General features: G+C 71.2%; 26 protein-coding genes and 1 tRNA gene. 19 read left to right on the forward strand and 8 right to left on the reverse strand.

Annotation, left to right across the window (positions count from 1 at the left end):
• Positions 1–34 precede the first annotated feature (34 nt).
• The 3 genes from CFRA_RS03830 to mfd all read left to right on the forward strand — a co-directional run bounded on the left by CFRA_RS03830 (position 35) and on the right by mfd (position 5,154).
• The gene (locus CFRA_RS03830) at positions 35–625 is read left to right on the forward strand and encodes a hypothetical protein (RefSeq protein ID WP_075663538.1); all 591 of its coding nucleotides are present in this window, start codon (positions 35–37) and stop codon (positions 623–625) included.
• A 146-nt stretch (positions 626–771) separates the two neighbouring features.
• Entirely contained in the window at positions 772–1,425 is a 654-nt protein-coding gene (locus CFRA_RS03840; protein WP_075663539.1) for a TetR/AcrR family transcriptional regulator, read from the forward strand.
• A gap of 54 nt (positions 1,426–1,479) precedes the next feature.
• A complete protein-coding gene (mfd, locus tag CFRA_RS03845) occupies positions 1,480–5,154 on the forward strand; it encodes a transcription-repair coupling factor (RefSeq protein ID WP_075664847.1) in 3,675 nt (1,224 codons plus the stop codon).
• A gap of 40 nt (positions 5,155–5,194) precedes the next feature.
• Here mfd and CFRA_RS03850 read toward each other — a convergent pair whose 3' ends face one another.
• Positions 5,195–5,524, reverse strand: coding sequence for a response regulator transcription factor (locus tag CFRA_RS03850; RefSeq protein ID WP_075663540.1), 330 nt, complete (start codon positions 5,522–5,524; stop codon positions 5,195–5,197).
• Positions 5,525–5,591: 67 nt separating this feature from the next.
• Positions 5,592–7,079: an amino acid permease gene (locus tag CFRA_RS03855; protein WP_075663541.1), complete on the reverse strand. Its 1,488-nt coding sequence runs from the start codon at positions 7,077–7,079 to the stop codon at positions 5,592–5,594.
• Positions 7,080–7,158: 79 nt separating this feature from the next.
• Here CFRA_RS03855 and CFRA_RS03860 point away from each other — a divergent pair, with 79 nt between their 5' ends.
• Together CFRA_RS03860 and CFRA_RS03865 are read left to right on the forward strand one after the other, a co-directional pair.
• Complete coding sequence (locus CFRA_RS03860) at positions 7,159–7,362, forward strand: antitoxin (protein ID WP_075663542.1); 204 nt, start codon at positions 7,159–7,161, stop codon at positions 7,360–7,362.
• The gene (locus tag CFRA_RS03865; protein WP_075663543.1) at positions 7,363–8,037 is read left to right on the forward strand and encodes a MazG nucleotide pyrophosphohydrolase domain-containing protein; all 675 of its coding nucleotides are present in this window, start codon (positions 7,363–7,365) and stop codon (positions 8,035–8,037) included.
• 52 nt (positions 8,038–8,089) lie between these two features.
• Here CFRA_RS03865 and CFRA_RS03870 read toward each other — a convergent pair whose 3' ends face one another.
• Positions 8,090–8,479: a hypothetical protein gene (locus tag CFRA_RS03870; protein WP_075663544.1), complete on the reverse strand. Its 390-nt coding sequence runs from the start codon at positions 8,477–8,479 to the stop codon at positions 8,090–8,092.
• 189 nt (positions 8,480–8,668) lie between these two features.
• Between CFRA_RS03870 and CFRA_RS03875 the strand changes: the two genes are divergently transcribed.
• The 7 genes from CFRA_RS03875 to CFRA_RS03905 all read left to right on the forward strand — a co-directional run bounded on the left by CFRA_RS03875 (position 8,669) and on the right by CFRA_RS03905 (position 14,403).
• Entirely contained in the window at positions 8,669–9,460 is a 792-nt protein-coding gene (locus tag CFRA_RS03875; RefSeq protein WP_075663545.1) for a lytic transglycosylase domain-containing protein, read from the forward strand.
• 449 nt (positions 9,461–9,909) lie between these two features.
• Positions 9,910–11,187 carry a phosphopyruvate hydratase gene (eno, locus tag CFRA_RS03880; protein WP_075663546.1) on the forward strand — a complete coding sequence of 426 codons (1,278 nt, stop codon included), beginning with the start codon at positions 9,910–9,912 and terminating at the stop codon, positions 11,185–11,187.
• Between the two features lie 115 nt (positions 11,188–11,302).
• The gene (locus CFRA_RS03885) at positions 11,303–12,010 is read left to right on the forward strand and encodes a metal-dependent transcriptional regulator (protein ID WP_342743171.1); all 708 of its coding nucleotides are present in this window, start codon (positions 11,303–11,305) and stop codon (positions 12,008–12,010) included.
• Between the two features lie 12 nt (positions 12,011–12,022).
• Positions 12,023–12,658, forward strand: a complete 636-nt coding sequence (locus CFRA_RS03890; protein ID WP_075663547.1) for a septum formation initiator family protein — start codon at positions 12,023–12,025, stop codon at positions 12,656–12,658.
• A 49-nt stretch (positions 12,659–12,707) separates the two neighbouring features.
• Positions 12,708–13,292 carry a DUF501 domain-containing protein gene (locus CFRA_RS03895; RefSeq protein WP_075663548.1) on the forward strand — a complete coding sequence of 195 codons (585 nt, stop codon included), beginning with the start codon at positions 12,708–12,710 and terminating at the stop codon, positions 13,290–13,292.
• Positions 13,289–14,242 (forward strand): Ppx/GppA phosphatase family protein, encoded by a 954-nt coding sequence (locus tag CFRA_RS03900; protein ID WP_075663549.1) that lies wholly within the window; start codon positions 13,289–13,291, stop codon positions 14,240–14,242. Before CFRA_RS03895 ends, CFRA_RS03900 begins: the two co-directional genes overlap by 4 nt.
• An 87-nt stretch (positions 14,243–14,329) precedes the next feature.
• Positions 14,330–14,403 (forward strand) — tRNA-Leu (locus CFRA_RS03905).
• Positions 14,404–14,427: 24 nt separating this feature from the next.
• Here CFRA_RS03905 and CFRA_RS03910 read toward each other — a convergent pair.
• On the reverse strand, positions 14,428–15,078 hold the full coding sequence (locus tag CFRA_RS03910; protein WP_083666810.1) for an Ltp family lipoprotein: 651 nt from the start codon (positions 15,076–15,078) through the stop codon (positions 14,428–14,430).
• A gap of 299 nt (positions 15,079–15,377) precedes the next feature.
• Between CFRA_RS03910 and CFRA_RS03915 the strand changes: the two genes are divergently transcribed.
• On the forward strand, positions 15,378–16,235 hold the full coding sequence (locus tag CFRA_RS03915) for a Bax inhibitor-1/YccA family protein (RefSeq protein ID WP_075663550.1): 858 nt from the start codon (positions 15,378–15,380) through the stop codon (positions 16,233–16,235).
• Positions 16,236–16,340: 105 nt separating this feature from the next.
• On the opposite strand, the gene CFRA_RS03920 is transcribed toward CFRA_RS03915, so the two are convergent.
• The 3 genes from CFRA_RS03920 to CFRA_RS03930 all read right to left on the reverse strand — a co-directional run bounded on the left by CFRA_RS03920 (position 16,341) and on the right by CFRA_RS03930 (position 17,996).
• Entirely contained in the window at positions 16,341–16,793 is a 453-nt protein-coding gene (locus CFRA_RS03920; protein ID WP_075663551.1) for a hypothetical protein, read from the reverse strand.
• 53 nt (positions 16,794–16,846) lie between these two features.
• The gene (gene greA, locus CFRA_RS03925) at positions 16,847–17,368 is read right to left on the reverse strand and encodes a transcription elongation factor GreA (RefSeq protein WP_075663552.1); all 522 of its coding nucleotides are present in this window, start codon (positions 17,366–17,368) and stop codon (positions 16,847–16,849) included.
• Between the two features lie 181 nt (positions 17,369–17,549).
• A complete protein-coding gene (locus CFRA_RS03930) occupies positions 17,550–17,996 on the reverse strand; it encodes a DUF4307 domain-containing protein (RefSeq protein ID WP_075663553.1) in 447 nt (148 codons plus the stop codon).
• A 169-nt stretch (positions 17,997–18,165) separates the two neighbouring features.
• Here CFRA_RS03930 and mca point away from each other — a divergent pair, with 169 nt between their 5' ends.
• From mca to CFRA_RS03955, 5 genes are all read left to right on the forward strand, one after another.
• The gene (gene mca / locus CFRA_RS03935) at positions 18,166–19,080 is read left to right on the forward strand and encodes a mycothiol conjugate amidase Mca (RefSeq protein ID WP_075663554.1); all 915 of its coding nucleotides are present in this window, start codon (positions 18,166–18,168) and stop codon (positions 19,078–19,080) included.
• A gap of 80 nt (positions 19,081–19,160) precedes the next feature.
• Positions 19,161–19,505 (forward strand): hypothetical protein, encoded by a 345-nt coding sequence (locus CFRA_RS03940; RefSeq protein ID WP_245797673.1) that lies wholly within the window; start codon positions 19,161–19,163, stop codon positions 19,503–19,505.
• Positions 19,506–19,773: 268 nt separating this feature from the next.
• Positions 19,774–20,889 (forward strand): 3-deoxy-7-phosphoheptulonate synthase, encoded by a 1,116-nt coding sequence (locus CFRA_RS03945; protein ID WP_075663555.1) that lies wholly within the window; start codon positions 19,774–19,776, stop codon positions 20,887–20,889.
• Between the two features lie 11 nt (positions 20,890–20,900).
• A complete protein-coding gene (locus CFRA_RS03950; RefSeq protein WP_075663556.1) occupies positions 20,901–21,674 on the forward strand; it encodes an isoprenyl transferase in 774 nt (257 codons plus the stop codon).
• A gap of 190 nt (positions 21,675–21,864) precedes the next feature.
• On the forward strand, positions 21,865–22,446 hold the full coding sequence (locus CFRA_RS03955; protein WP_075663557.1) for a flavodoxin domain-containing protein: 582 nt from the start codon (positions 21,865–21,867) through the stop codon (positions 22,444–22,446).
• Between the two features lie 121 nt (positions 22,447–22,567).
• On the opposite strand, the gene coaA is transcribed toward CFRA_RS03955, so the two are convergent.
• Positions 22,568–23,494 (reverse strand): type I pantothenate kinase, encoded by a 927-nt coding sequence (gene coaA, locus CFRA_RS03960; RefSeq protein WP_075663558.1) that lies wholly within the window; start codon positions 23,492–23,494, stop codon positions 22,568–22,570.
• Between the two features lie 107 nt (positions 23,495–23,601).
• Here coaA and glyA point away from each other — a divergent pair, with 107 nt between their 5' ends.
• Positions 23,602–24,894: a serine hydroxymethyltransferase gene (gene glyA / locus CFRA_RS03965; RefSeq protein ID WP_075663559.1), complete on the forward strand. Its 1,293-nt coding sequence runs from the start codon at positions 23,602–23,604 to the stop codon at positions 24,892–24,894.
• Positions 24,895–24,908: the final 14 nt, after the last annotated feature.

Below are 24,908 nucleotides of genomic sequence, written 5' to 3' on the forward strand. Positions count from 1 at the left end.
ACAGATGCGTAGGCGCTGATATACCATCCGCCCCATGACCGGATGGACGGGCCCGGGACACGGGCGCAGGCGGACGTCGGGTTCACCCGCCTTCTGGATCGGCTGGGTCGTCTCCGCGATCACGCTGTGCCCGCTGGTGCTCGTCCTGCGGGCCGTCATGGGGCTGGGCGGCTGGATGCTGCTGATGCTGCTCATGTTCGGCCTCGTCGGCCTGCCGGTGCTCAACCTGGTCCTGGTGGGCCTGCTCGTGCTGGCCAACCGGCCGTGGCGCACGGGAGACGTCCGGAGCCCGGGACGCAGGGAGGCCTGTCTGGCCGGCGTGTTCTTCCTCGCCCAGCTCGTGGCGCTGGGGTTCGTGCCGGACTTCGGGGACATGCCCGACCCCCGCTGCGAGAGCGGGGCCGTCTACCCGCGGATGTTCTACCCCGCGGGGTGCGGGTTCGCGGAGACGGCGTCGCACGCCCTCGTCATCGGCGGGGCGGTGGCGGCGGTGGCCGCCTACGCCGGCCTCGTCATCTGCGCGCTACGGGGGTCGTCGCGGGGAGGCGGCGGTGTGGGTGTGGGCCGCGGTGGCGTCCACGGCGGCCCGGAAAAGCTTCCCCACCAGGACTCGAACCTGGAATGACGGTACCAAAAACCGTAGTGTTGCCATTACACCATGGGGAACCGCGCGCGGTGGGACCGTGCGCTTCGTGCATACGATACCGCACCGTCGCGGCCGTCCGGTCGCCGCAGGGGAGTGTGTGCGTCAGTCGCGATAGGCTGTAACTCATGGCCAGGCAGAGGATGACGGGCAGGCAGCGCCGAGAGCAACTCATCGAGATCGGCAGGCGGGCCTTCGCCGAACGCGGCTTCGACGGCACCAGCGTCGAGGACATCGCCGCCCGCGCCGGGGTGAGCAAGCCGGTGGTCTACGAGCACTTCGGTGGCAAGGAGGGTCTCTACGCCGTCGTCGTCGACCGGGAGATGAACCACCTGGAGAAGGTCATCACCGAGTCCCTCGTGCGCGGCCGCTCCCGCGAGCGCATCGAGAAGGCCGTCGTGGCCCTCTTGACCTACGTCGAGCAGGACACCGACGGCTTCGTCATCCTCGTGCGCGACGCCGGCGCCGGGCAGGCCACCGGCGATCGCTCCTACTCGACCCTGCTCAACCAGGCCGTCAGCCAGGTCTCCCACATCCTCGGCGACAAGTTCGAGCGCCAGGGACTCAACCGCGACCACGCGGTTCTCTACGGCCAGGCGATGGTCGGTATGGTCTCCATGTCCGCGCAGTGGTGGCTCGAGCACCGTGAGGTGCCCAAGGACGAGATCGCCGCGCACATCGTCAACCTGTGCTGGAACGGGCTGGCCGGTCTGGAGCCGGAGCCCGCGCTCTCCGAACCCGCCGCCAAACTGCGCACCGAACTCGAGAAAGAAGGAATCTAGGTGGCCCGCACCGCCGCTGGACACGGGAAGAACACCGAGAAGGAGGCCGGGGCGATGCTCTCGGGGCTGCTCGAGGTCGCCGCCACGGACCCGAAGATGCGCGGGCTCGTCGCCAACGTCGGCGACCCCACCCTGCACGTCACGGGCATCGACCAGGCCCGCAGCTGGGCACTGGGGGCACTGGCCCGCAAGACCCCGCTGCTGGTGGTCACCGCCACCGGCCGCGAGGCCGAGGACCTGACCGCCGAGCTGCGCGCCATGCTCGGCGAGACGGTTGCGCTCTTCCCCAGCTGGGAGACCCTGCCGCACGAGCGGCTCTCCCCGGGCGCGGACATCGTCGGCCGCCGCGCCGCCGTCCTCGACCACCTCGAGGACGCGCAGGTGGTGGTCACCCCGGCGCGCGGCTTCTGCCAGCCGGTGCTCAAGACCGCCGCCGGCCGCGAGGGCCTGGTGCTCGCCGAGGGGGAGGAGCACGACTTCTCCGCCCTGACCGAGCAGCTGGTCTTCCGCGCCTACGAGCACGTCGACATGGTCGCCCGCCGCGGCCAGTTCGCCGTGCGCGGCGGCATCCTCGACGTCTTCCCGACGACCGCGAACTACCCCGTGCGCGTCGAGTTCTGGGGCGACGAGGTCAGCGAGATCCGCCAGTTCTCGGTGGCCGACCAGCGCACCATCCCCGAGATCGAGGTCGGTCGCGTCGAGATCTACCCGGCCCGCGAGCTGCTGATCACCGACGGGGTCGCCGCCCGCGCCGAGAAGCTCGCCGTCGAGCACCCCGGCAACCCCACGCTGACCGAGCTGCTCACCCGCGTCTCCGAGCGCACCTACGCCGACGGCATGGAGGCGATCCTGCCGGCGCTGACGGACACCCCGCTGGTGCCGCTGACCGACCTGCTGCCCGATGGCACCCACGTGATGCTGGTCAACCCGGAGAAGATCCGCACCCGCATCCACGACCTGGAGACCACCGACAACGAGTTCCTCGCCGCCGGCTGGGAGGCCGCCGCCATGGGCGCGGCCGGCCCCGTGGCCGCCGAGGGCGTGGACACCTCCGCGGCGTCCTACCTGGACATCGAGACCCTCGAGGACGCCGCCCGCGACCGCGGCCTGCCGTGGTGGACCTTCGCCCCGCCCGGCATGTTCGTCGCCGGCGAGGAGGTCACCCTGCCCCTCGAATTCGAGGCCGGCCCCGCCCCGCGCGGCGACCTCGGCGAGATCGACCAGATGATGGGCCGCCTCCACGAGCACACCCGCCACGGCGGGCGCGCCGCCTTCGTCACGCCCACCCGCGGGCTGGTCAAGCGCATGGCCGAGCGGTTCTCGGAGAAGGGCATCCCCAACCGCGTCGCCGAGCCCGGCGCGGTACCCGAGCCCGGCGAGATCGTCATCTACCAGGCACTCTCGCACGCCGGACTGGTCTTCCCGGCGGTGGCCGACGCGAGCGTCGGCAAGCACACGCACCCGCTCGTCGTGGTCACGGAGACGGACCTGACCGGCAACCGCGTCGGCGACATCGCCGGCGCCAAGCGCCGCCCGGCGCGCCGGCGCAACCGCGTCGACCCGCTCGCGCTGAAGGCCGGCGACTACGTGGTGCACGAGACGCACGGCATCGGGCGCTTCCTCAAGATGGCCGAGCGCACCATCAAGGCCGGCGACGAGACCTCGCGGCGCGAGTACATCGTCCTCGAGTACGCGCCGTCCAAGCGCGGGCAGCCCGCCGACCAGCTGTGGGTGCCCATGGACTCGCTCGACCTGCTGAGCAAGTACTCCGGCGGCGAGGCGCCCACCCTGTCGAAGATGGGCGGCTCGGACTGGAAGAACACCAAGAAGAAGGCGCGCGCCGCCGTGCGCGAGATCGCCGGCGAGCTCATCGAGCTCTACGCCAAGCGGCAGAGCGCGCCGGGCCACGCCTTCGCCGCCGACAGCCCCTGGCAGCGCGAGCTGGAGGACAACTTCCCGTTCGTCGAGACCGAGGACCAGATGGCGGCCATCGACGCGGTCAAGGAGGACATGGAGAAGCCGGTGCCGATGGACCGCGTCATCGTCGGCGACGTCGGCTACGGCAAGACCGAGGTCGCCGTGCGCGCGGCCTTCAAGGCCGTCCAGGACGGCCGCCAGGTCGCCGTGCTCGTGCCGACCACGCTGCTGGCACAGCAGCACCTGGCCACCTTCGCCGAGCGCATGGACGGCTTCCCGGTGACCATCAAGGGGCTGTCGCGCTTCACCTCCGGCAGGGAGGCCAAGGAGATCCTCAAGGGGCTTGCCGACGGCACGGTGGACATCGTGGTGGGTACCCACCGGTTGCTGCAGACCGGCGTGAACTGGAAGAACCTGGGGCTGGTCATCGTCGACGAGGAGCAGCGCTTCGGCGTCGAGCACAAGGAGCACATCAAGGCGCTGCGCACCCACGTCGACGTGCTGACCCTGTCGGCCACCCCGATCCCGCGCACCCTGGAGATGTCGATGTCCGGCATCCGCGAGATGTCCACCATTCTCACCCCGCCCGAGGACCGCCACCCGGTGCTGACCTACGTCGGCCCCGAGGAGGAACAGCAGGTCGCCGCCGCCATCCGGCGCGAGCTGCTGCGCGACGGGCAGGTCTTCTACATCCACAACCGGGTCTCCGACATCGAGAAGAAGGCCCGCCAGCTGCGCGAGCTGGTGCCCGAGGCGCGCATCGTCGTCGCCCACGGGCAGATGAGCGAGGAGATCCTCGAGCGCACCGTGCAGGGCTTCTGGGACCGCGAGTACGACGTCCTGGTGTGCACCACCATCGTGGAGACCGGCCTGGACATCCAGAACGCCAACACCCTGATCGTGGAGAACTCCCACCACATGGGGCTCAGCCAGCTGCACCAGCTGCGCGGGCGCGTCGGGCGCTCCCGCGAGCGCGGCTACGCCTACTTCCTCTACCCGAAGGGCACCACGCTCACCGAGACCTCGTACGACCGGCTCTCCACGATCGCGCAGAACAACGACCTCGGCGCGGGCATGGCCGTGGCCATGAAGGACCTCGAGATGCGCGGCGCCGGCAACGTGCTCGGCTCCGCGCAGTCCGGCCACATCGAGGGCGTCGGCTTCGACCTGTACATGCGCCTGGTCGGCGAGGCCGTGGAGACCTACCGCGCCCTGGCCGAGGGCAAGACCCTCGACGCCACCGACAAGGGCCCGAAGGAGATCCGCGTCGACCTGCCCGTCGACGCCCACATCCCGGAGAGCTACATCAACTCCGAGCGGTTGCGCCTCGAGGTCTACCGCCAGCTGGCCGCCTCCGAGTCCGATCAGGACCTGCAGCTGGCCGTCGAGGAGATGGAGGACCGCTACGGGCCCGTGCCCGAGGAGGTCGCCCGCCTGCTCTCCGTGGCCCGGCTGCGCCACCAGGCCCGCAGGGCCGGGGTGACCGACATCGCGGTGCAGGGCACGCGCATCAAGGTCCACCCCGTCGAGCTCAGCGACTCGCGCCAGGTGCGCCTCAAGCGGCTCTACCCGGGCTCGAACTACCGGGCCGCCGCCAAGGCGATCCAGCTGCCCTTCCCGAAGGCCGGGCGCAAGCTGACCGACCCGAAGCTGCGCGACGAGGACCTGCTGCAGTGGTTGGCCGACTTCCTCAGCGAGATGTTCGACCTCGAGCACGCCGACGTCCGCGGCGGCGGTGCCGGTGAGGACGGCAAGGGTGCCGGTGAGGGTGGCAAGTCCGGGAGGAAGCGGGTCGTCTCCGTCAGCGAATGAACCGCGGCAAGCGGGCCCTGCGGCCCCGCGGTCCTGAGGCTCAGGCCTCCGGGTCGCGGAGGCCGCCGGTCTCGCGCAGGTAGTGCAGGATCGCGCGCACCCGCCGGTTGTCCTGCTCCGGGGAGAGCCCCAGGCGCAGGAAGATGTTCGCCACGTGCTTGGACACCGCCGCCGGTGAGAGCACGAGCTCGGCGGCGATGTCCGCGTTCGAGCGCCCGCGGGCCATCAGGTCGAGCACCTCGGTCTCCCGCGGGCTGAGCCGCTCCACGCCCGCCCCGCGCGAGCGGTGCAGCAGCGTGGCCGCCACCTCCGGGTCGATGACCATGCCGCCGCCGGCGACCACCGACAGCGCGTCGAGGAACTCGCGCACGTCCGAGACCCGGTCCTTGAGCAGGTAGCCCGTTGAACGGGCGCCGGGCCCGCCGGTGCCGCCTCCGCTAGAGCGCCATCTCGCCGGTGGCCAGCCCCCACACGGCCACCGCGGAGGCCACGCAGATCAGCGCGACCACGCACCACTCGAAGGCGTTGAAGAGCCGCTCGCCGCGCAGCCGGCGCGTCCACGCGTAGGGGATCAGCCCCGGCAGCACGGACAGGGCGCCGAAGAGCACGTAGCGCGGCTCGGCGGCGTAGAAGAGCCACAGCGAGTAGACCAGCGCGACCAGCCCGATGAGCAGGTGGCGGCGGTTGTCGCGGCGCGGGATCTCGGGGCCGGAGTCGTCGAAGCTGACGCCGGCCTGCGGGTGCGAGATGCCCTTGCCGCGCACCGCGAGCAGCACCAGGTAGAACGCGGAGAAGAGGTAGGGCAGCAGGTAGAGCACCGTGGCCAGCTGCACCATCTGCACGTAGGTCGTCTCGTTGAGGAAGAAGACGATGACCCACATCTGGATGACGGTCGTGGAGATCAGCTGGGCGACCCAGGGCGCGCCCGAGTCGTTGACCGCCCCGATGCGCCGCGGCAGTAGCCCGTCGACGGCCATCATCATCACCGGCTCGGCGCACAGCATCTGCCAGGAGACGTAGGCGCCCAGCACGGACAGGCACAGGCCCAGCGAGACCAGCGCGCCGCCCCAGGGGCCGACGACGGCCTCGAGCACGCTGGCCATCGAGTTGTCCGGCAGCGCGGCCAGCTCGGCGCGCGAGAGCACGCCGAAGGAGAGCACGGACACACTCACCAGGAGCGCGAGCACGGAGAGGAACCCGACCACGGTGGCCCGCGCGACGTCGGAACGCGACCGCGACTGCCGGGAGTAGACGCTGGCGCCCTCGACACCGATGAACACCCACACGGTGAACAGCATCACGCCCTGGACCTGCTCGAAGACGTCGCCGACGCCGCCGTCGCCGGAGCCCCAGAAGTCGAGGGTGAAGCGGTCCCAGGAGAATCCGATGAAGGCCGCCAGGATGATGAAGGCGAAGATGGGCAGCAGCTTGGCCACCGTCGTCACCGCGTTGAGCACGGCGGCCTGGTGCACGCCGCGGGCGAGGACGGCGAAGATCACCCAGGTCAGCACCGTCACCGCGCCGGCGGAGACCCAGCGGTTGTCCGCCGAGAACAGCGGCACGTAGTGGCCGATGGTGGAGAAGAACAGCGTGGCGTAGCCGACCTGCGCGATCACGCTGCCCAGCCAGTAGCCCCAGCCGGCGGTGAAGCCGATGAAGTCGCCCAGGCCGGCGCGCGCGTAGGCGTAGACGCCGGAGTCCAGGTGCGGCTTGCGGCGGGCGAGCACGTGGAAGACGAACGCGACCGAGAGCATGCCCACACCCGCGATGGCCCACCCGATCAGGGTGGCGCCGGGGGCGGCCACGGACGCCAGATTCTGCGGCAGCGAGAAGATGCCCGCGCCGACGGTGGAGCCGATGATCAGCCCCACGAGGGTCCACATGGGCACTGACCGGCGCCGGGAGTCTTCGCCTGCGATAATCATCGGTCAGATCTTACGCAGAGCGTCTCAGTGCCGTAACCTCGGGGACGCATTAAAACCGACCGACTGAAAGGACACCGCAATGGGCATCTTCGACAAGGCCAAGGGCAAGGCCGAGGAGTTCCTCAACTCCGACGAGGGCAAGCAGAAGGCGAACGACGCGCTGGACACCGCGGCCGACAAGGCCAAGGACCGCTTCGGCGAGGACAACGCCGACAAGATCGACACCGCCCGCGACAAGATCGGCGAGCGCCTCGGCGGCGACCAGCCGGAGGGCGAGAAGTAGTTGACCGTCCTCGTCCTTGACGCGCGGTGGCCGGACCTGGTTCCGGCCACCGCGTTCGTTTCGGGTGCGGTGCGCGCACCCGTCTCAATTTCCGACGCCGTGCCCCGCGACGTCGCCGCGTTGGCTGACGCGTCTGCGGCGCAGGCGCCGGCTGACGCCGGCGCGGGTGCCGAGGGCACCTGGGTGACCGTGGACGAGACGGACGCGGAGGCGCGGCGTCGGAAAGCGGCGGGGGAGCCGGTCATCCGGGCGGCGAGCCTGGCGGACCCGGTCGCCGAGGCGCGCCGGGTCATCGCCGCGGCCCGTGGGCGCGGCGAGTGGGAGCGCGGGCAGACGCACGTCTCGCTGCTGCCGTACCTGGCCGAGGAGGCCGGCGAGTACGCCGAGGCCGCACGGGCCTGGCAGGCCGCCGAGGACGCCGGCGGGGCGGGGGAGGACGAGGAGGCCGAGCTGCTCGCCGAGCTCTCCGACGTCCTGCTGCAGGTGCTCTTCCACGCCGAGATCGCCCGCGGGCGCGGGGCGTGGGACTTCGGCGACGTCGCGGCGCGGTTCACCGCGAAGATCCGCTCGCGCGCGCCCTACCTCTTCGACGGCTCGACCGGGGTGGTCGACCAGGCCGCGCAGGACGCCGCGTGGGCGGCGGGCAAGGCGCGCGAGAGGAACGGCGCGGTCTAGCGCGCCGACGGTTCCGGGGTGGCGCCAGGGGGCCCGGGCCCACGTCCCGGAATTACAGGGAGGACAGCAGGGTCAGCGTGTCGTAGGCCTTGTCGAAGCCCGGGATCTGGGAGCTCAGCGCGACCTGCGGGTCGGGGGTGACCACGCCGCACTCGAGGGCGCGGTCGGCCACGGCGGTGACCGACTGCGCGGCGATCAGCTTCAGGGTGGTGTCGTCGGAGACCCCGCGCAGGTTCTCCACGAGCTCCGAGCGGGTGGTCTTCTCGCCGACCATCCCGGTGCTGCGCAGCGCGAAGTCCACGACGCGGCAGTCGGCGGTGGCGATGTCGCCGTTGAGCTGGTCGAGCAGCCCGGTGCGGGCGTCGGCGGCGTGCGCGGCGGGGGCGAGGACGCCGGTGGCCAGGGCGGCGGTGGCGAGGGCGGCGGCGAGGGTCTTCTTCACGGCGGTGTCCTTTCGGGGACCTCTTCTGTTATTGATGTGGCATAAGTATCTTCGTGTGGCTGGTGTTGTGCAACCGGGGCTGAATATCGGGGGAGCGGGAGGTCGCGTGGGCCGGTTCGACGGGTGGTCCCGCGACGCGTGCCTGCGGGTTGCGCGCCTGTGCGGCAGTGGGCGGTAGGATCGCTCGCCATGGACGAAACGGGACGGCGGGGCAGAGGCTGCGGGTGCATGACGGCGCTCGCGGTCGTCCTCGTCATCGCCGTGGTCGGCTGGGCGCTCTCCATGGTCGTCGGCGGCACCCAGCCCTTCCGCCAGCTGCAGCCGATCCCCGACGACGTGCCCCCGGCCGCCGGTGAGCCCGTCGCCGAGATCGACGTGCACGGCCCGGGGCGCACCGCCGACAAGCTGACCTACTGGGCCGGCGACCTCTCCGAGGACACCGGCATCCCGGCCGCCGCGCTGCGCGCCTACGGCAACGCCGAGCTCATCGCCCGCGACGCCTGGCCCGAGTGCCACCTCAACTGGACCACGCTGGCCGGCATCGGGCAGGTGGAGACCCGCCACGGCACCTACTCCGGCAAGCTGCTCTCGGGCGGCTCGCTCGACGAGAACGGCTACGCCACCCCGCCGATCATCGGCCCCGCCCTCGACGGCACCGGCGGCTTCGCCGCCGTGCACGACACCGACGGCGGCGAGCTCGACGGCGACACCGAGTGGGACCGCGCCGTCGGCCCCATGCAGTTCATCCCCGAGTCCTGGGAGCGCTTCGGCATCGACGCCGACGGCGACGGCCACCCCGACCCCAACCAGATCGACGACGCCGCGGCCTCGGCGGCGAAGCTGCTGTGCAACGGGCGCGACCTCTCCGACCCCGAGGACTGGGTCAGCGCGGTGAAGTCCTACAACATGTCCGGCGAGTACCTCACGGACGTCCGCGACGCCGCCAACTCCTACGCCCTGCGTCAGCCCGCGGCGCACTAGGTGGCGTGGCTTCGCCACGCCACAGGAGTGGGATGACGCCGGGTGGCGTGGCGGAGCCGCGCCACGGGAGGGGTGCAAATGGGTGACCGACGGGACGTCGTCAATCGTGTCCGTGAGTGCCCAACCGGGCGTCCGGTTGCACGTTCGGACGACCGTGTGTGCCGTCGATCGGCGGCCGCGGGGTGGGAATCCGCGCACAATTTCCCGCACATGCAAGCCCGGGACCTGCATGTATTCAAAAATCGGGGGGAATCGGGCATGACCGGACATGTTCCAACGGGCATTCCGGGCGAATCTTTGGAATAATGGCCCCTGAAGATGCCGCGGGGCTCGGCCGGCGACTGCGACCGAACGGTGCAGCGGCCGACGCGGTGCCCACGCACCCTCGGAACCCAAGGCGTCTCATAGAGAAGCTGTTCCTGCTCACGAGATGGCAATAGGAGGCCACGGTGGCTGACATCATGCACGTTTTCGCCCGCGAGATTCTCGATTCCCGCGGTAACCCGACCGTTGAGGCTGAGGTGTTCCTGGACAACGGCGCCCACGGTGTCGCCGGTGTGCCCTCCGGCGCCTCGACCGGCGTCCACGAGGCGCACGAGCTGCGCGACGGCGGCGACCGCTACCAGGGCAAGGGCGTGACCAAGGCCGTCGCGAACGTCAACGAGGAGATCGTCGACGAGGTCGCCGGCATGGAGGCCGACGACCAGCGCCTCATCGACGAGGCCATGATCAAGCTCGACGGCACCGACAACAAGTCCCGCCTCGGCGCCAACGCCATCCTCGGTGTGTCCATCGCCGTGGCCAAGGCCGCCGCCGAGTCCGCCGAGCTGCCGCTGTACCGCTACATCGGCGGCCCGAACGCCCACGTGCTGCCCGTGCCGATGATGAACATCCTCAACGGTGGCGCCCACGCCGACTCGGGCGTCGACGTCCAGGAGTTCATGATCGCCCCGATCGGCGCGGAGACCTTCTCCGAGGCCCTGCGCATGGGCGCCGAGGTGTACCACACCCTGAAGTCCGTCATCAAGGAGAAGGGCCTGTCCACCGGCCTGGGCGACGAGGGCGGCTTCGCCCCGTCCGTCGACTCCACCCGCGCCGCCCTCGACCTGATCGTCGAGGCCATCGAGAAGGCCGGCTTCAAGCCGGGCGCCGACGTGGCCCTGGCCCTGGACGTCGCCTCCTCCGAGTTCTACAAGGACGGCACCTACCACTTCGAGGGCGGCGAGCACTCCGCCGAGGAGATGGCCAAGGTCTACGAGGAGCTCATCGCCAACTACCCGATCGTCTCCATCGAGGACCCGCTGCAGGAGGACGACTGGGCCGGCTACACCACCCTGACCGAGAAGATCGGCGACAAGGTCCAGATCGTCGGCGACGACTTCTTCGTGACCAACCCCGAGCGCCTGAAGAAGGGCATCGAGGAGAAGGCCGCCAACGCCCTGCTGGTCAAGGTCAACCAGATCGGCACCCTGACCGAGACCTTCGACGCGGTCGACCTGGCCCACCGCAACGGCTACCGCACCATGATGTCGCACCGCTCCGGTGAGACCGAGGACACCACCATCGCCGATCTCGCCGTCGCCCTGGGCTGCGGCCAGATCAAGACCGGTGCCCCGGCCCGCTCCGAGCGCGTGGCCAAGTACAACCAGCTGCTGCGCATCGAGCAGGAGCTCGGCGACGCCGCCGTCTACGCCGGCCGCTCCGCCTTCCCGCGCTTCCAGGCCTAAGAGCCGGAACCGGGAAGCCCCGGACACCACCCCGTCGCCCGCGCGAGTTCACTGAGTTGAACCCGCGCGGTCCGGCGGGGTTTTGCCGTACCGGGGGACTGATAGTCTGTCCTCCATGGACTCGATGAAGGTCACGGACCTGCCCGACCGGTCGCAGGACTACCTGAAGAAGATCTTCGACCTGGTCGACTGGGACCGCGGAGACGTCTCGACCGCCTCCGGCGTCGCGCTCTCCGACCTGGCCGAGGCCCTCGGCCAGCAGCGCTCCACCGCCTCCGAGGCGGTCAAGCGCCTCGCCGGCATGGGGCTCATCGACCACACCCCCTACAAGCCGATCATGCTCACCGAGCAGGGCCGCGCGCTCGCCGTGCAGCTGGTGCGCCGCCACCGGCTCGTGGAGACCTTCCTCGAGCGCGTCGTCGGCTACGGCGTCGAGGAGATCCACGCCGAGGCCGAGGTGCTCGAGCACGCCGTCTCCGACCTGTTCATCGAGCGCATCGACGAGGCGCTGGGGCACCCCACCCGCGACCCGCACGGCGACCCGATCCCCGCGGCCGACGGCACCGTCGAGACCGTCGACAGTGAACCGCTCTCCGCGCTCGGGGAGGGTGAGCCGGCGACAGTCGTGCGCCTGCGCGACCGCGACGCGAAGCTGCTGCGCTACCTGACCGACTGCGGCGTGGCCCCCGGCGTGGGCGTGCGGCTGCTGCCGGCGCCCTACGACGGCATGGCGCGCATCGCCGTCGACGGCCGCGAGGAGGCCGTCACCGTCGCCGCCGACGCGCTGGGCCATATCCAGGTCCGACGCGAGACGGCGGAGTAGAATCCACCGGGTATGAGCACCGCCGAGACCAGCACCGACGAGGCCGCCGAGGAGACCCGCACGACCGAGCGGGCGCCCCGGCGCGGCCGCGTGCCGGTCACCAGCCGCGACAACGCGCCCGCGCGCCCGAAGCGGCGCCTGCCGCGGGTGCGCATGGGGGCCGCGGACCTGGCCGTGCTCGCGCTGGCCGCGCTGATCGTGCTCGGCGCGGTCGCCGCGCCCGCGCGCAACTACTTCAGCGGGCGCACCGAGATCGCCCGCCTCAACGAGTCCATCGCCGCCAAGCAGGACCGCGTCGACGAGCTCGACGCAGAGCTCGGCCGCTGGAACTCCGAGGCCTACGCCCGCGAGCAGGCCCGCCGCCGCCTCGGGGTGATCGGGGAGGGCGAGACGGCCTACCGCATCCTCGACCCCGAGATGGACCAGACCCCGACCGTGGCCGGCGAGGTGCCGGCCTCCCAGGACCGCAGCTGGCTGGACAAGCTGTGGGACTCGGTGTCCGTGCCCGCCGAGGAGGCCGGTTCCGCGGCCTCCGACGAGAAGGGCGCGATCGGCGGCGGCGAGGTGGACACCCACATGCCGCTCGACGGCGAGGCCCCGGCCGAGGGGGAGCAGCCCGCCGAGGGCGAGGCCCCGGCGGCGGGGTAGCGCCCGGCCGAAGGCGAGGATCGCGCCGCGCCGTGACACAATGACTGCCATGACAGTCAGCCAGACGGACCTGGAGACGGTCGCCGAGCAGCTGGGGCGTACCCCGCGCGGCGTCGTCGACGTCCCTTACCGCACCCCGGACGGTTCCCCCGGCGTGGTCACCACCGCACCGCGCCTGCCCGACGGAACCCCGTTCCCCACGCTCTACTACCTGACCGACCCGCGGCTGACCGCGGAGTGCTCGCGCCTCGAGGTCGCGCAGGTGATGGTCTGGATGACGCGCAGGCTCGGCGAGGACACCGAGCTGGCCGCTGACTACCGCGCCGCCCACGAGCACTACCTCGAGGCGCGCAACGCGATGGCGGACCTGGGCACCGACTTCTCCGGCGGCGGGATGCCCGACCGCGTCAAGTGCCTGCACGTGCTCGCCGCCTACGCGCTGGCCGAGGGGCCAGGCCGGGTGCGCCTGGGCACCGAGGCGGTCGCCATGGCCGCCGACCACGCCGGGCTGCGCGGCACCGCCGTGCCCGCCGACTGGCCGAGCTGCGAGGACCTGGGCATCGACCTGGCCGACTTCGACCTGGAGCCGGTCCGTGGACCGGAGCAGGGCGCGGACGTCGAGGTGGAGTCATGACCCGGCTGGCCGCCGTCGACTGCGGCACCAACTCGATCCGCCTGCTGGTCAGCGAGGTCGGCCCGGTGGGCCGGATCCGCGACCTGCACCGCGAGATGAAGATCGTGCGTCTGGGCCAGGGCGTCGACGCCACCGGCGAGCTGGACCCGGAGGCCATCGAGCGCACCCGTGAGGCGCTGGCGCACTTCGTCGAGATCATGCGCCACGAGAACGTGGCGAAGGTCCGCATGGTGGCCACCAGCGCGACCCGCGATGCGACGAACCGCCACGACTTCTTCGACATGACCGCCGAGCTGCTCGGCGAGGTCCAGGAGGGCGCGCGCGCCGAGGTGATCACCGGCGAGGAGGAGGCCGAGCTCTCCTTCCGCGGCGCGATCGGTGACCTCGCCGCCGACCGCGGCCCCTTCCTGGTCATCGACCTGGGCGGCGGATCCACGGAGTTCGTCGTCGGCGACGCCGAGAACGGTGTGGCGGCGGCGCACTCGACCCAGATGGGCTGCGTGCGCCTGACCGAGCGCATCATGCGCGCCGATCCGCCGACGGCCACCGAGATCGAGATCGCCCGCGACTACGTCGAGGAGCGCCTGGACCGCGTGCGCACCCTGCTGCCGCTGTCCGAGGTGCGCACCGTGGTCGGCTGCGCCGGCACCTTCACCACCCTCTCCGCGCTCGCGCAGGGCCTCGAGGAGTACGACCCGGCCGCGATCCACGGCTCCGAGCTGAACTTCTCGGCGCTGCGCCTGATCACCCAGATGCTCATCTCCGAGTCCGCCTCGGCGCGCGCGGCCAACCCGGTCATCCACCCGGGGCGCGCGGACGTCATCGGCTCGGGCTCGGTGATCGTCGAGCAGATCATGGACCTGGCCACGGCGTCGACCCGGGCAGACAGCTTCGTGATCTCGGAGAAGGACATCCTCGACGGCATCATCGCCGGGCTGGCCGAGGGCTAGGGAGGCCCGGGAAGGGCGACGCCCGCCGCCCGGGGGAGCGGCGGGGCGTTGCTAGGATTGACCGGCGCCCGCGAGGGGCGCCGTGACGCCCCCATGGCCCAATTGGCAGAGGCAACGGACTTAAAATCCGTGAGTTCTGGGTTCGACTCCCAGTGGGGGCACCGTCTGCGCGTGCGCCGTCACCGTCAGAGATTGTCGACGGCGTACTGCGCCTCCTCGGGGGTGAACTTCTCGCCGTAGTCGCTGACCAGCTGGTCGTAGATCGCGTCGGTCGACATGGCCATGGAGTCCTGGTAGTCGCGCGCCTTGGCCAGGGCGTTGGCGTTCCAGTCGGCGTCGACGTGGTCCACGGCGTACTGGGCGGCCTCGGCGGGGAACTGGCCGCCGTACTCGCTGACGAGCTGGTCGTAGGTGTCGGCCTTGCTCATGTGCATCGCGCCGGCGTACGTCTTCGCCTGACGCAGGGCGTTCTTGCCCTGCTCCGGCACCGCCTCATCGGCGGGCTGCCCGTCCGCCTGCTGCCCGTCGGCCTCCGGGGCCGCGGCGTCCTGGTCCTGCGCGCCGAGCGCCGCGGGGTCGGTGTCGCCGTCGGCGGTGTCGGAGCCGTCGGAGGCCGCCGCGGTGGTCTCGGAGCCGGCCGGGGACGAGGACGTCCCGGTCGAGTCGTCGCCGAGGCCCGCACCGAGTGCGGCCAGGACGACGAGGACGATCAGCCAGACCCACCAGCGCTTGTACCAGGGCTTCGCCTGCTTCTCGGGCTGCTGTGCGGGGGCCGCCGGGGCGCCGGAGGGGTCGTTCGCGCCGGGGTGGACCGGAGTCTCGGAGGGCTGGGTCATGGTTTTCCTTTCCGGAAAATGGGGACGGTCCCTGTGACCGTCACGCACACAACCTAAAAGAGGGCCGGGACAGAACTGTCCGCCCGCTAGGAAAGGTGTTCGAATTTCGGCCGCTGTCGACTGCGTGAGCGGCGGAAACGTGAGAGACTCCCGTCCGGGCCCGCCGGCGGGGAACTTCCGCGGGGGCCGATGCGTTGAACAAGGTGGACGCGCCCGAGGGGCGCGCGCGAAGACACGTGAATCACACGAAGAAGACGACGTCGCACACAGGCGACACCGACGAAAGAGAGGACCGCGGAGTGCGCAGTTCCAACCCCGTCATGCGGAACCTCGGCAGCGACTTCAACCGCAATCAGTCCGCCGGGGCCTACCAGCAGGGCTTCCAGAATCAGTTCGACAGCTACGGCGCCCAGGCCGGCCAGGACCGCGGTTACGGTCAGCCGGCCTTCGGTGGCCGCCAGGGCTCCGAGCGCCCGATGACCGTCGACGACGTGGTGACCAAGACCGGCATCACCCTCGGCGTCATCGTGCTGTTCGCCCTGATCAACTTCGGCCTGTCCCTGGTCAACCCCGGCCTGGCCCTGATCCTGACGGGCGTGGGCGGCATCGGCGGCTTCATCACCGTGCTCGTCCACTCCTTCGGCAGGAAGTTCGGCTCCGCGGTGGTCACGCTGATCTACGCCGCCTTCGAGGGCCTGTTCGTCGGCGGCATCTCGCTGCTGTTCTCGGGCATGATCGTCGGTGAGGCCAACGCCGGCGCGCTGATCGGCCAGGCGGTCCTGGGCACCATCGGCGTCTTCCTCGGCATGCTCTTCGTCTACAAGACCGGCGCCATCAAGGTCACCCCGAAGTTCCAGCGCATCGTCACCGGCGCGATCGTCGGCGTGGCGGTGCTGGCCCTGGGCAACCTGCTGCTGGCCGTGTTCACCGGCATGAACCCGCTGCGCGACGGCGGCACGCTGGCCATCATCTTCTCCCTGGTCTGCATCGTCCTGGCGGCCCTGAGCTTCCTGCAGGACTTCGACCTGGCCGACGAGCTGGTGCGCGCGCAGGCGCCGCAGCAGATGGCCTGGGGTGTGGCCCTCGGCCTGGCCGTGACCCTGGTCTGGCTCTACACCGAGATCCTGCGTCTGCTCAGCTACTTCAACCGCAACTGACGCAGACGGCCCCCGGGGCCTGATCCGGTCCCGGGACAGCGAACCGCCCGCAGGAGTTGATCTCCTGCGGGCGGTTTCTCGTGGCGCCGGTGGGCGCGCTGCACGCTACGGGGTGACGGTCTCGCCGTCGACGGTGACCGTCGTGAAGACGGTGTCGCCGGCCTCGTTGGCTGCCGGCTCGGACAGCTCGACGTCGACCTCCTCGGCGCCCCGGGTGCCGGTGCCGGTGGCGCCCTCGGCGGTCCACTCGTCCCACCGGACGCCGGTCACGCGGTCGTCGAGACGCATGCAGTCCAGGGTGAGGGTGGCCGGCTCGGCGACGGGCGCGGCCTGGCAGTCGGCGTAACCGGGCAGCTCGGCGGCGGCCGCGGCGGTGGTGGCCGTGGCCGTGCTCTTCGTGGAGCTGGTCGCGGTGGCCTGGCCGGCGGGCGCCTCGGTGGCGGTGTCGATCTTCTTCTCGGAGTCCTGCTGGTTGGGCGGCGAGCAGGCGGACAGCGCCAGGCCGGCGGCGAGGGCCGCGGCGCTCAGCGCGCCGAAGCGGCGGAGGGAACGGTTCATGGAAGGCTCCTTGGGTTCGTGGGGGAGGGGGGTACGGGAAACCGTCGCGGGCCTTAGCTCTGGCGCGGGGTGGCGGCCTTGATGGAGTCGTAGGGGGCGGCCGACTCGATGGTCACGGAGATGGTCCGGCCGTTCGGGGCGGTGTACTCGCGGGTCTCGCCCTCGCTGGCGCCCAGGATGGCGGCGCCGAGCGGGGACTGCTCGGAGTAGGTCTCCAGGTCCTTGTTGTCCGAGGCGGCGGCGCGGGTGCCGATCAGGAAGGTCTCCTTGTCGCTCTCGTCGCCGTTGTAGTAGACGTGCACGACGCAGCCGACGTTGGCCACGCCCTCGACGACGGCGGAGCGCTCGGTGGTGGAGTTGGCGAGGATCTCGGAGATCTTCTTGATGCGGGCCTCCTCCTGGTCCTGCATCTCACGCGCGGCGTCGTAACCGGCGTTCTCCTTGAGGTCGCCCTCCTCGCGGCGCTCGTTGATCTCGGCGGCGACCACGGGGCGGTGGTCGATGAGGTTCTGCAGCTCCTCCTCGAGCTTCGCCTTGGTCTCGGGGGTGATGTACTGCTGCTGACCGTCTGCCATGCGTGGCGTCCTTTCCGCTTTGCGAATCCTCGTCGGCCCGCCGCGCGGGGCTGCTCCCGCGGCGCGGGCGGGCCGTCACACACCACCCGCGGCCCCCGCCGCCCGTGGCCCCGTGGGGTTGGAGCGGTGAAACCGCAGGTCAAATGCGCACTAGATGGTGCCCGATCCTAGCACACGGGTACTAGTGCCCCAGGAAGGCGGGCATGTTCGTCGAACAACCGTAGACGCTGCCGGACACCGGCAGGTCGCGGGTGGTGATCTCGACGTCGATGCGCTGCGTCTCCGGGCCGCCGGCGGGGATGACGACGTCGCGGCGGCCGACCTCGGCCTTGTCGTAGTTGAGCGCGGTGACGATGCAGTAGGAGGGCTTGTCGACGTCGTCGCGGGTGACGTCGATGCTCATGGCCAACGTGTCGTCCTCGACGCGCTCGAAGTTCGTCATCGAGGCGGTGACGTCGGCGTCCTGGCGCTGCGAGATGAACTGGGCGAAGAGGACGACGGTGACGATCGCGACGAAGAGGACGGCGAGGATGACCGCCCGGCCGGTCCTCCGGTTGGACTTGTCGACGGGTCGGCGCGCGGCCCCGTAGCGCTCGGCGGGGCGGTTGATCTGGGTCGAATCGGACACGGTGGTCGCTCGGGCCTCCTCGGCGCGGGATCGGTTTCGGGGGACGGTGACGGCGGGCTCGCGCACCCGCGGTCACCCGCTGCGGTGCCCTCATCGTAGCCTCCCGCGTACAGTGAGTGGTCTTGTAAGGTTCCCCCGAGACCCACCCGCGAAAGGAAGGGATGCACCGGTGAGTGCCACCCGGCTTCTGGCCATCCACGCCCATCCGGACGACGAGTCGTCCAAGGGTGCGGCCACCCTCGCCCGCTACGCCGACGAGGGCCACCCGACGACGGTGCTCACGTGCACCGGCGGGGAACGCGGCGACATCCTCAACCCGGCCATGGACCGCCCGGGGATCAAGGAGAACATGGTCTCGGTGCGCCGCGAGGAGATGGCCCAGGCCGTCGCCGCGCTCGGCGTGGACCACGTCTGGCTCGGCCACGTCGACTCGGGTCTGCCGCAGGGCGACCCGCTGCCGCCGCTGCCGGAGGGCTGCTTCGCCCTCGACGACAGCGAGGAGGTCACCCGCGAGGTGGTCAAGGTCATCCGCACGCTGCGTCCGCACGTGATCATCACCTACGACGAGAACGGCGGCTACCCGCACCCGGACCACCTGAAGGTCCACGAGGTCTCCATGACCGCCTGGGACAAGGCCGGCCGCTCCGACTACGCCCCGGAGCTCGGCGCGCCGTGGGCGCCGCTGAAGCTGTACTACACGCACGGCTTCGTCCGCCAGCGCCTCGAGCTCTTCCACAACCTGCTCATCGAGCAGGGCCTGCCCAGCCCGTACGAGCCGATGCTGGCCCGCTGGAAGGCGCACGACGCCGACATCATGGCGCGCGTGACCACCCAGGTGCGCTGCGACGACTACTTCACCAACCGCGACGCCGCCCTGCGCGCCCACGCCACCCAGATCGACCCGGCCGGCGCGTTCCTGGCCACCCCGCCCGAGGTGCAGGCCCGCCTGTGGCCCACGGAGGAGTTCGAGCTGGCCCAGACCCGCGTGAGCACCGACATCCCCGAGGACGACCTCTTCGCGGGCATCTCCGACGACGTCGCGGAGGCCGACGCCCAGGAGGCCGCGGCCCGCGCCCGGCTCTGAGCCCGCGGCCCGCGGCGACTAACCTGGGATGAAACCGGGCGCATGTGCGCCCGCCAGGAGACTGACTAGAGGAAAGGCGGATGACGCCCGTGACCGGATTTGCTGCCGCTGCCCCGGCGTTCGACGCCGCGCTGGCCGGCGCCCGCGCGGACTTCGGCGACCTGATCGTGCTCGCCCAGCAGGAGAAGGGGGGACCGCTCGGCCCGGAGTTCGGCAAGGCGTCCCCGATCGGCCTGCTGGTCATCGTGGCCCTGCTGGCCGCGGTGCTCTTCATCGGCTGGCGTTTCTACCGCCGCTACTCGCGGATGAACCGCCGCATGATGTTCGCCGAGCGCCACGGCATCGACCCCTTCGACGAGAAGGCGATCGACGAGGCGATGGCCGAGGCCGGTGTGCTCGACCGGTCGAAGAAGCGCTGGCTGTAATCCCCGCCCGAAAGCGCCCCCGGCCGCCCGGCCGGTGTGCTAGCGTCGGGGCCATGACACAGACCAGGCGATTTTATTTTGGCGAGGCTCCAGGAGTGGGCCGCGCCGGATCGTCGGCGCCCACACCCTGAGACGGCGCAGCCACACCTGGAGCAGCAGCACTTCCGCCACCCGGCGGGAGGGCTGCTTTTTTGTGTCCTGACCCCCTTTTCCACCCCGACCGCCACCGCCCCGCACCGCGCGGACCACACGAACCAGGAGCCACCCCATGAGCAGCCCGGTCTCCCTCGACCACCCGGCATCGACGACCAACCGCCGCGTGCTGGCCTTCCACTCCCTGCCCAGCCCCGCCAAGATCCAGTCCGAGCACCCGCTCGGCGCCCGCGCCCAGGCGCAGGTCGAGCGCGACCGCCAGGAGATCGCGGACGCCTTCGCCGGGGAGGACGACCGCCTCACGGTGATCGTCGGGCCGTGTTCGATCCACGACCCGGTCGCCGCGCTCGACTACGCCAACCGGCTCAGCCCGCTGGCCGCGCGGCTGGCCGACGAGCTGAAGGTCGTCATGCGCGTCTACTTCGAGAAGCCGCGCACCACCGTCGGCTGGAAGGGCCTGATCAACGACCCGGACCTCAACGGCACCTTCGACATCCCGCGCGGGGTGCGCCTGGCCCGCCAGGTCCTCACCGAGGTCGTCACCCTGGGCCTGCCGGCCGCCTGCGAGTTCCTCGAGCCCAACAGCCCGCAGTACTACTCGGACGCGGTCGCCTGGGGCGCGATCGGCGCGCGCACCACCGAGAGCCAGGTGCACCGCCAGCTGGCCAGCGGCATGTCGATGCCCATCGGCTTCAAGAACGGCACCGACGGCAACGTCCAGGTCGCCGTCGACGCGGTGGCCGCGGCCGCGCAGCCGCACACCTTCTTCGGCACCTCCGACGACGGTGAGCTCGCCGTCGTCGAGACCGCCGGCAACGACCACTGCCACATCATCCTGCGCGGCGGCACCGGCGGGCCGAACTACGAGGCCGGCGCCGTGGACCGCGCCCTGCAGCGCCTCCCCGAAAAGCGGCCGAAGCGGCTGATGATCGACGCCTCGCACGCCAACTCCGGCAAGGACCACGTCCGCCAGGCCGACGTGGTGCGCGACATCGCCGCCCAGGTCGCCGCGGGCGGCGGCCACGGCTCGGCGATCGCCGGGGTCATGATGGAGTCCTTCCTGGTCCCCGGCGCCCAGAAGATCGACCCGGCGCGGCTGAAGGCCAACGGGGGAGAGGGCCTGGTCTACGGCCAGTCGGTCACCGACGCCTGCATGGGCATGGACGTCACCGTCGACCTGCTCGGCGAACTGGCCGCGGCGGTGCGCGCCCGCCGGACGGTGCGCGACTAGACTCGGATGACGTGAACTTCTCCCCGCGCAGGCTGCTCTACCCCCTCTACGAGCGCCGTCTCGAGCGCGAGCTCAAGGGGCTGCCGCAGCCCCGGCACGTGGCCGTCATGTGCGACGGCAACCGCCGCTGGGCCCGGGAGGCCGGTTTCGACGACGTCAGCCACGGCCACCGCGTCGGGGCGAAGAAGATCGGCGAGATGGTGCGCTGGTGCGTCGACACGCAGGTCGAGATCATCACGGTCTACCTGCTGAGCACCGAGAACCTGCGCCGCGAGCCCGAAGAGCTCACGATGCTCTACGACATCATCGCCGAGGTCGTCGCCGAGCTCGCCCAGAAGGAGAACAACTGCCGGCTGCGCCTCGTCGGCCACCTGGACCTGCTGCCCGAGGCGATCTCGCGCCGGCTCAGCGACGCCGCCGCGGAGACCGAGGGCAACGACGGGGTGACCGTCAACGTCGCCGTCGGCTACGGCGGGCGCCAGGAGATCGTCGACGCCGTGCACGCGCTCATCGACGAGGAGGTCGCCGCGGGCACCCCGGCCGGGGAGCTCGCGGAGAAGGTCTCCGTCGAGTCGATCTCGCACCACCTCTACACCCGCGGCCAGCCGGACCCGGACCTGGTCATCCGCACCTCCGGCGAGCAGCGCCTCTCCGGCTTCCTGCTCTGGCAGGCCGCCTACTCGGAGATCTGGTTCACCGACACCTACTGGCCGGCCTTCCGCCGCATCGACTTCCTGCGCGCCCTGCGCGAGTACTCCAAGCGCTCGCGCCGCTTCGGCCGCTGACCCCGGCCGGCCTCGACCACTGACCCCGGCCGGCTTCGGCCGCTGGCGCCTGGCGCACCGGCCGCACCGGCGCGCGTCACCGCCCACGGACCCACCGGTAGCCTGGGCTTTGACCGCCGCCCCGCACGCGGGGCCGGCCTCCCGTTCGATCTCTCCGTCACCGTCGCACTCCAGGAGCGCTGATTCACCCGTGCCCGCAACCGACCCCGCAGCCGATCCCGCAGCCGACGCCGCCTCCGGCGCCCCAGCCGTCGCCGACGTCTTCTTCGCCACCACCTACGGCTCCACCCGCCGCTACGCCGAGGAGCTCGCCGCCCGACTGGGCACCGTGGCCCGCCCGCTCGACGAGGCCCGCGCGATCGACCTGAGCGCCTCGGACGCCCCGCTCGTGGTCGCCTCGCCGACCTTCGGCCCGCAGATCGAGGCCGCCGACTTCCTCGCCGAGGCCGAGACCGGCGCCCGCCCGGCCGCCGCGGTCGCCGTGGGCATGTCGCTGCCGGACTCCGCGCGCGAGCGCGACCAGATGGCCGGCAAGCTGCGCGCCCGCCCGGACGTCGCCCGCTTCTACCTGCCGGGCAGGCTGTTCTACTCCGAGATCAGCCGCGCCCACCGCGCCGTGATGTGGGGCGTGATCCGCGCGCTGAAGGCCAAGCCGCGCAAGTCCGACAACGACCGCGCGATGATCGCCGCCTACGACCGCGACGTCGACCAGGTCGACCTCGCCGAGCTCGACGCCGTCGAGGCGTGGGTGCGCGCGCACGCCGCGCACTGACAGAGCGATTGACGACGCCGCGCCCCGACGCCCGGCGGTTCCCCGCGGCGTAGGCGGAACAACGACTTTCCGGTGCGTAAAGGTCTTGAAGCTCTTGAAGCTCTTGAGGCCCCAGAGGCTCTCAGAGCTTGCGCAGGCGCACCCGGGTGACCTGGTGGTCGTCGCCCTTGCGCAGCACCAGGGAGGCGCGCACCCGGGTCGGCAGGATGTTCTCGACCAGGTTGGGCAGGTTGATCGACTGCCAGATCTCGCGGGCCTCGGAGACGGCCTCGGCGTCGGGCAGGCCGGCGAAGTGGCGGAAGTGCGCGCCGGGCTTGGTGAACTCGGTGGAGCGCAGCGCGAGGAAGCGTCTGATGTACCACTCCTCGATGGTGGCCGTGGGCGCGTCGACGTAGACGGAGAAGTCGAAGAGGTCGGAGACCATCAGCGTCGGGCCCGTCTGCAGCACGTTGAGGCCCTCGAGGATGAGGATGTCCGGGCGGCGCACCGTCTGCACCTGGTCGGGCACCCGGTCGTAGAGGCGGTGGGAGTAGACGGGCGCCTCGACGGCGGGCATGCCGGACTTGACGTCGGTGACGAAGCGCAGGAGCGCGCGTCGGTCGTAGGACTCGGGGAAGCCCTTGCGGTTCATCATCCGGCGCCGGCGCAGCTCCGCGGCGGGCCACAGGAAGCCGTCGGTGGTCACCAGGTCCACCCGCGGGTGGGAGTCCCAGCGCTGCAGCAGGACCTGCAGCAGGCGGGCGGTGGTCGACTTGCCCACGGCCACGGAGCCGGCGACCCCGATGATGAAGGGCACGTGCTGGGCCTCGGCGCCGAGGAACTCGTCGGTGGCGGCGGTCAGCCGCTGGCGGGCGGCGACCTGCAGGTGGATCAGACGGCTCAGCGGCAGGTAGACCTCGGCGACCTCGCGCAGGTCGATGTTCTCGCCGATGCCGCGCAGGGAGGCGACCTCCTCCTCGGTGAGCACCTGCGGCATCGCGCGACGCAGCTTCCGCCACTGTTCCCGGTCGAAGTCCAGGTAGGGACTGATGACGTTGCTGCGCGACATGGCATACATCTTGCCAGGGAGGGCGCGGGTGGGTTGTCGCGGGGCGGGTCTAGACTGTGAACCGTCGCACTTGACCGTAGACAGGAACGAAAGGCCCGTCAGCCCTCATGACCGAAGACACCCGCCTCCAGCCGCTCTCGTCGCTGGACCCCGACGTCGACGCCGCGATCCGCGCCGAGCTCGACCGCCAGCGCAGCACCCTGGAGATGATCGCCTCCGAGAACTTCGTGCCCCGCGCCGTCCTGCAGGCGCAGGGCTCGGTGCTGACCAACAAGTACGCCGAGGGCTACCCCGGACGCCGCTACTACGGCGGCTGCGAGCACGTCGACGTCATCGAGGACCTGGCGCGCGACCGCGCGAAGTCCCTCTTCGACGCCGACTTCGCCAACGTCCAGCCGCACTCCGGCGCCCAGGCCAACGCCGCGGTGCTGCACGCCGCGGCCCGCGCCGGCGACACGATCATGGGCCTCTCGCTGGCCCACGGCGGCCACCTGACGCACGGCATGAAGATCAACTTCTCCGGCCGCCTCTACAACGTCGTCGCCTACGAGGTCGACCCGGAGACCATGCGCATCGACATGGACAAGGTCCGCGAGCTGGCCCTCGAGCACCGCCCGAAGGTCATCATCGCCGGCTGGTCCGCCTACCCGCGCACCCTCGACTTCGCGGCCTTCCGCGCCATCGCCGACGAGGTCGGCGCCGTGCTGTGGACCGACATGGCCCACTTCGCCGGCCTGGTCGCCGCCGGGCTGCACCCCTCGCCGGTGCCGCACTCGGACATCGTCTCGACCACCGTGCACAAGACCCTGGGCGGCCCGCGCTCCGGCATGATCCTGGCCAAGCAGGACTGGGCCAAGAAGATCAACTCCGCGGTCTTCCCCGGCCAGCAGGGCGGCCCGCTGATGCACGTCGTCGCCGCGAAGGCCATCGCGCTCAAGATCGCCGCCACCGAAGAGTTCAAGGCCCGCCAGGAGCGCACCCTCGAGGGCGCACGCATCCTCGCCGAGCGCCTGACCGGCGAGGACTGCCGCGCCGCCGGCGTCGACGTGCTGACCGGCGGCACCGACGTCCACCTGGTGCTCGCGGACCTGCGCGAGTCCAAGCTCGACGGCCAGCAGGCCGAGGACCTCCTGCACCAGGTCGGCATCACCGTCAACCGCAACGCCGTGCCCTTCGACCCGCGTCCGCCGGCAGTCTCCTCCGGCCTGCGCATCGGCACCCCGGCGCTGGCCACCCGCGGCCTGGACACCAAGGCCTTCGAGGAGGTCGCCGACATCATCGGCACCGCCCTGGCCGCCGGTGAGAACGCCGACGTCGAGGCCCTGCGCGCCCGCGTGGCCAAGATCGCCGAGGACTACCCGCTCTACGATGGGTGGGAGAACTGGAAGTTCAGCGACTAAGGCCGCCTGAGCCG

It is taken from the genome of Corynebacterium frankenforstense DSM 45800, assembly GCF_001941485.1.
Taxonomy (GTDB): Bacteria; Actinomycetota; Actinomycetes; order Mycobacteriales; family Mycobacteriaceae; genus Corynebacterium; species Corynebacterium frankenforstense.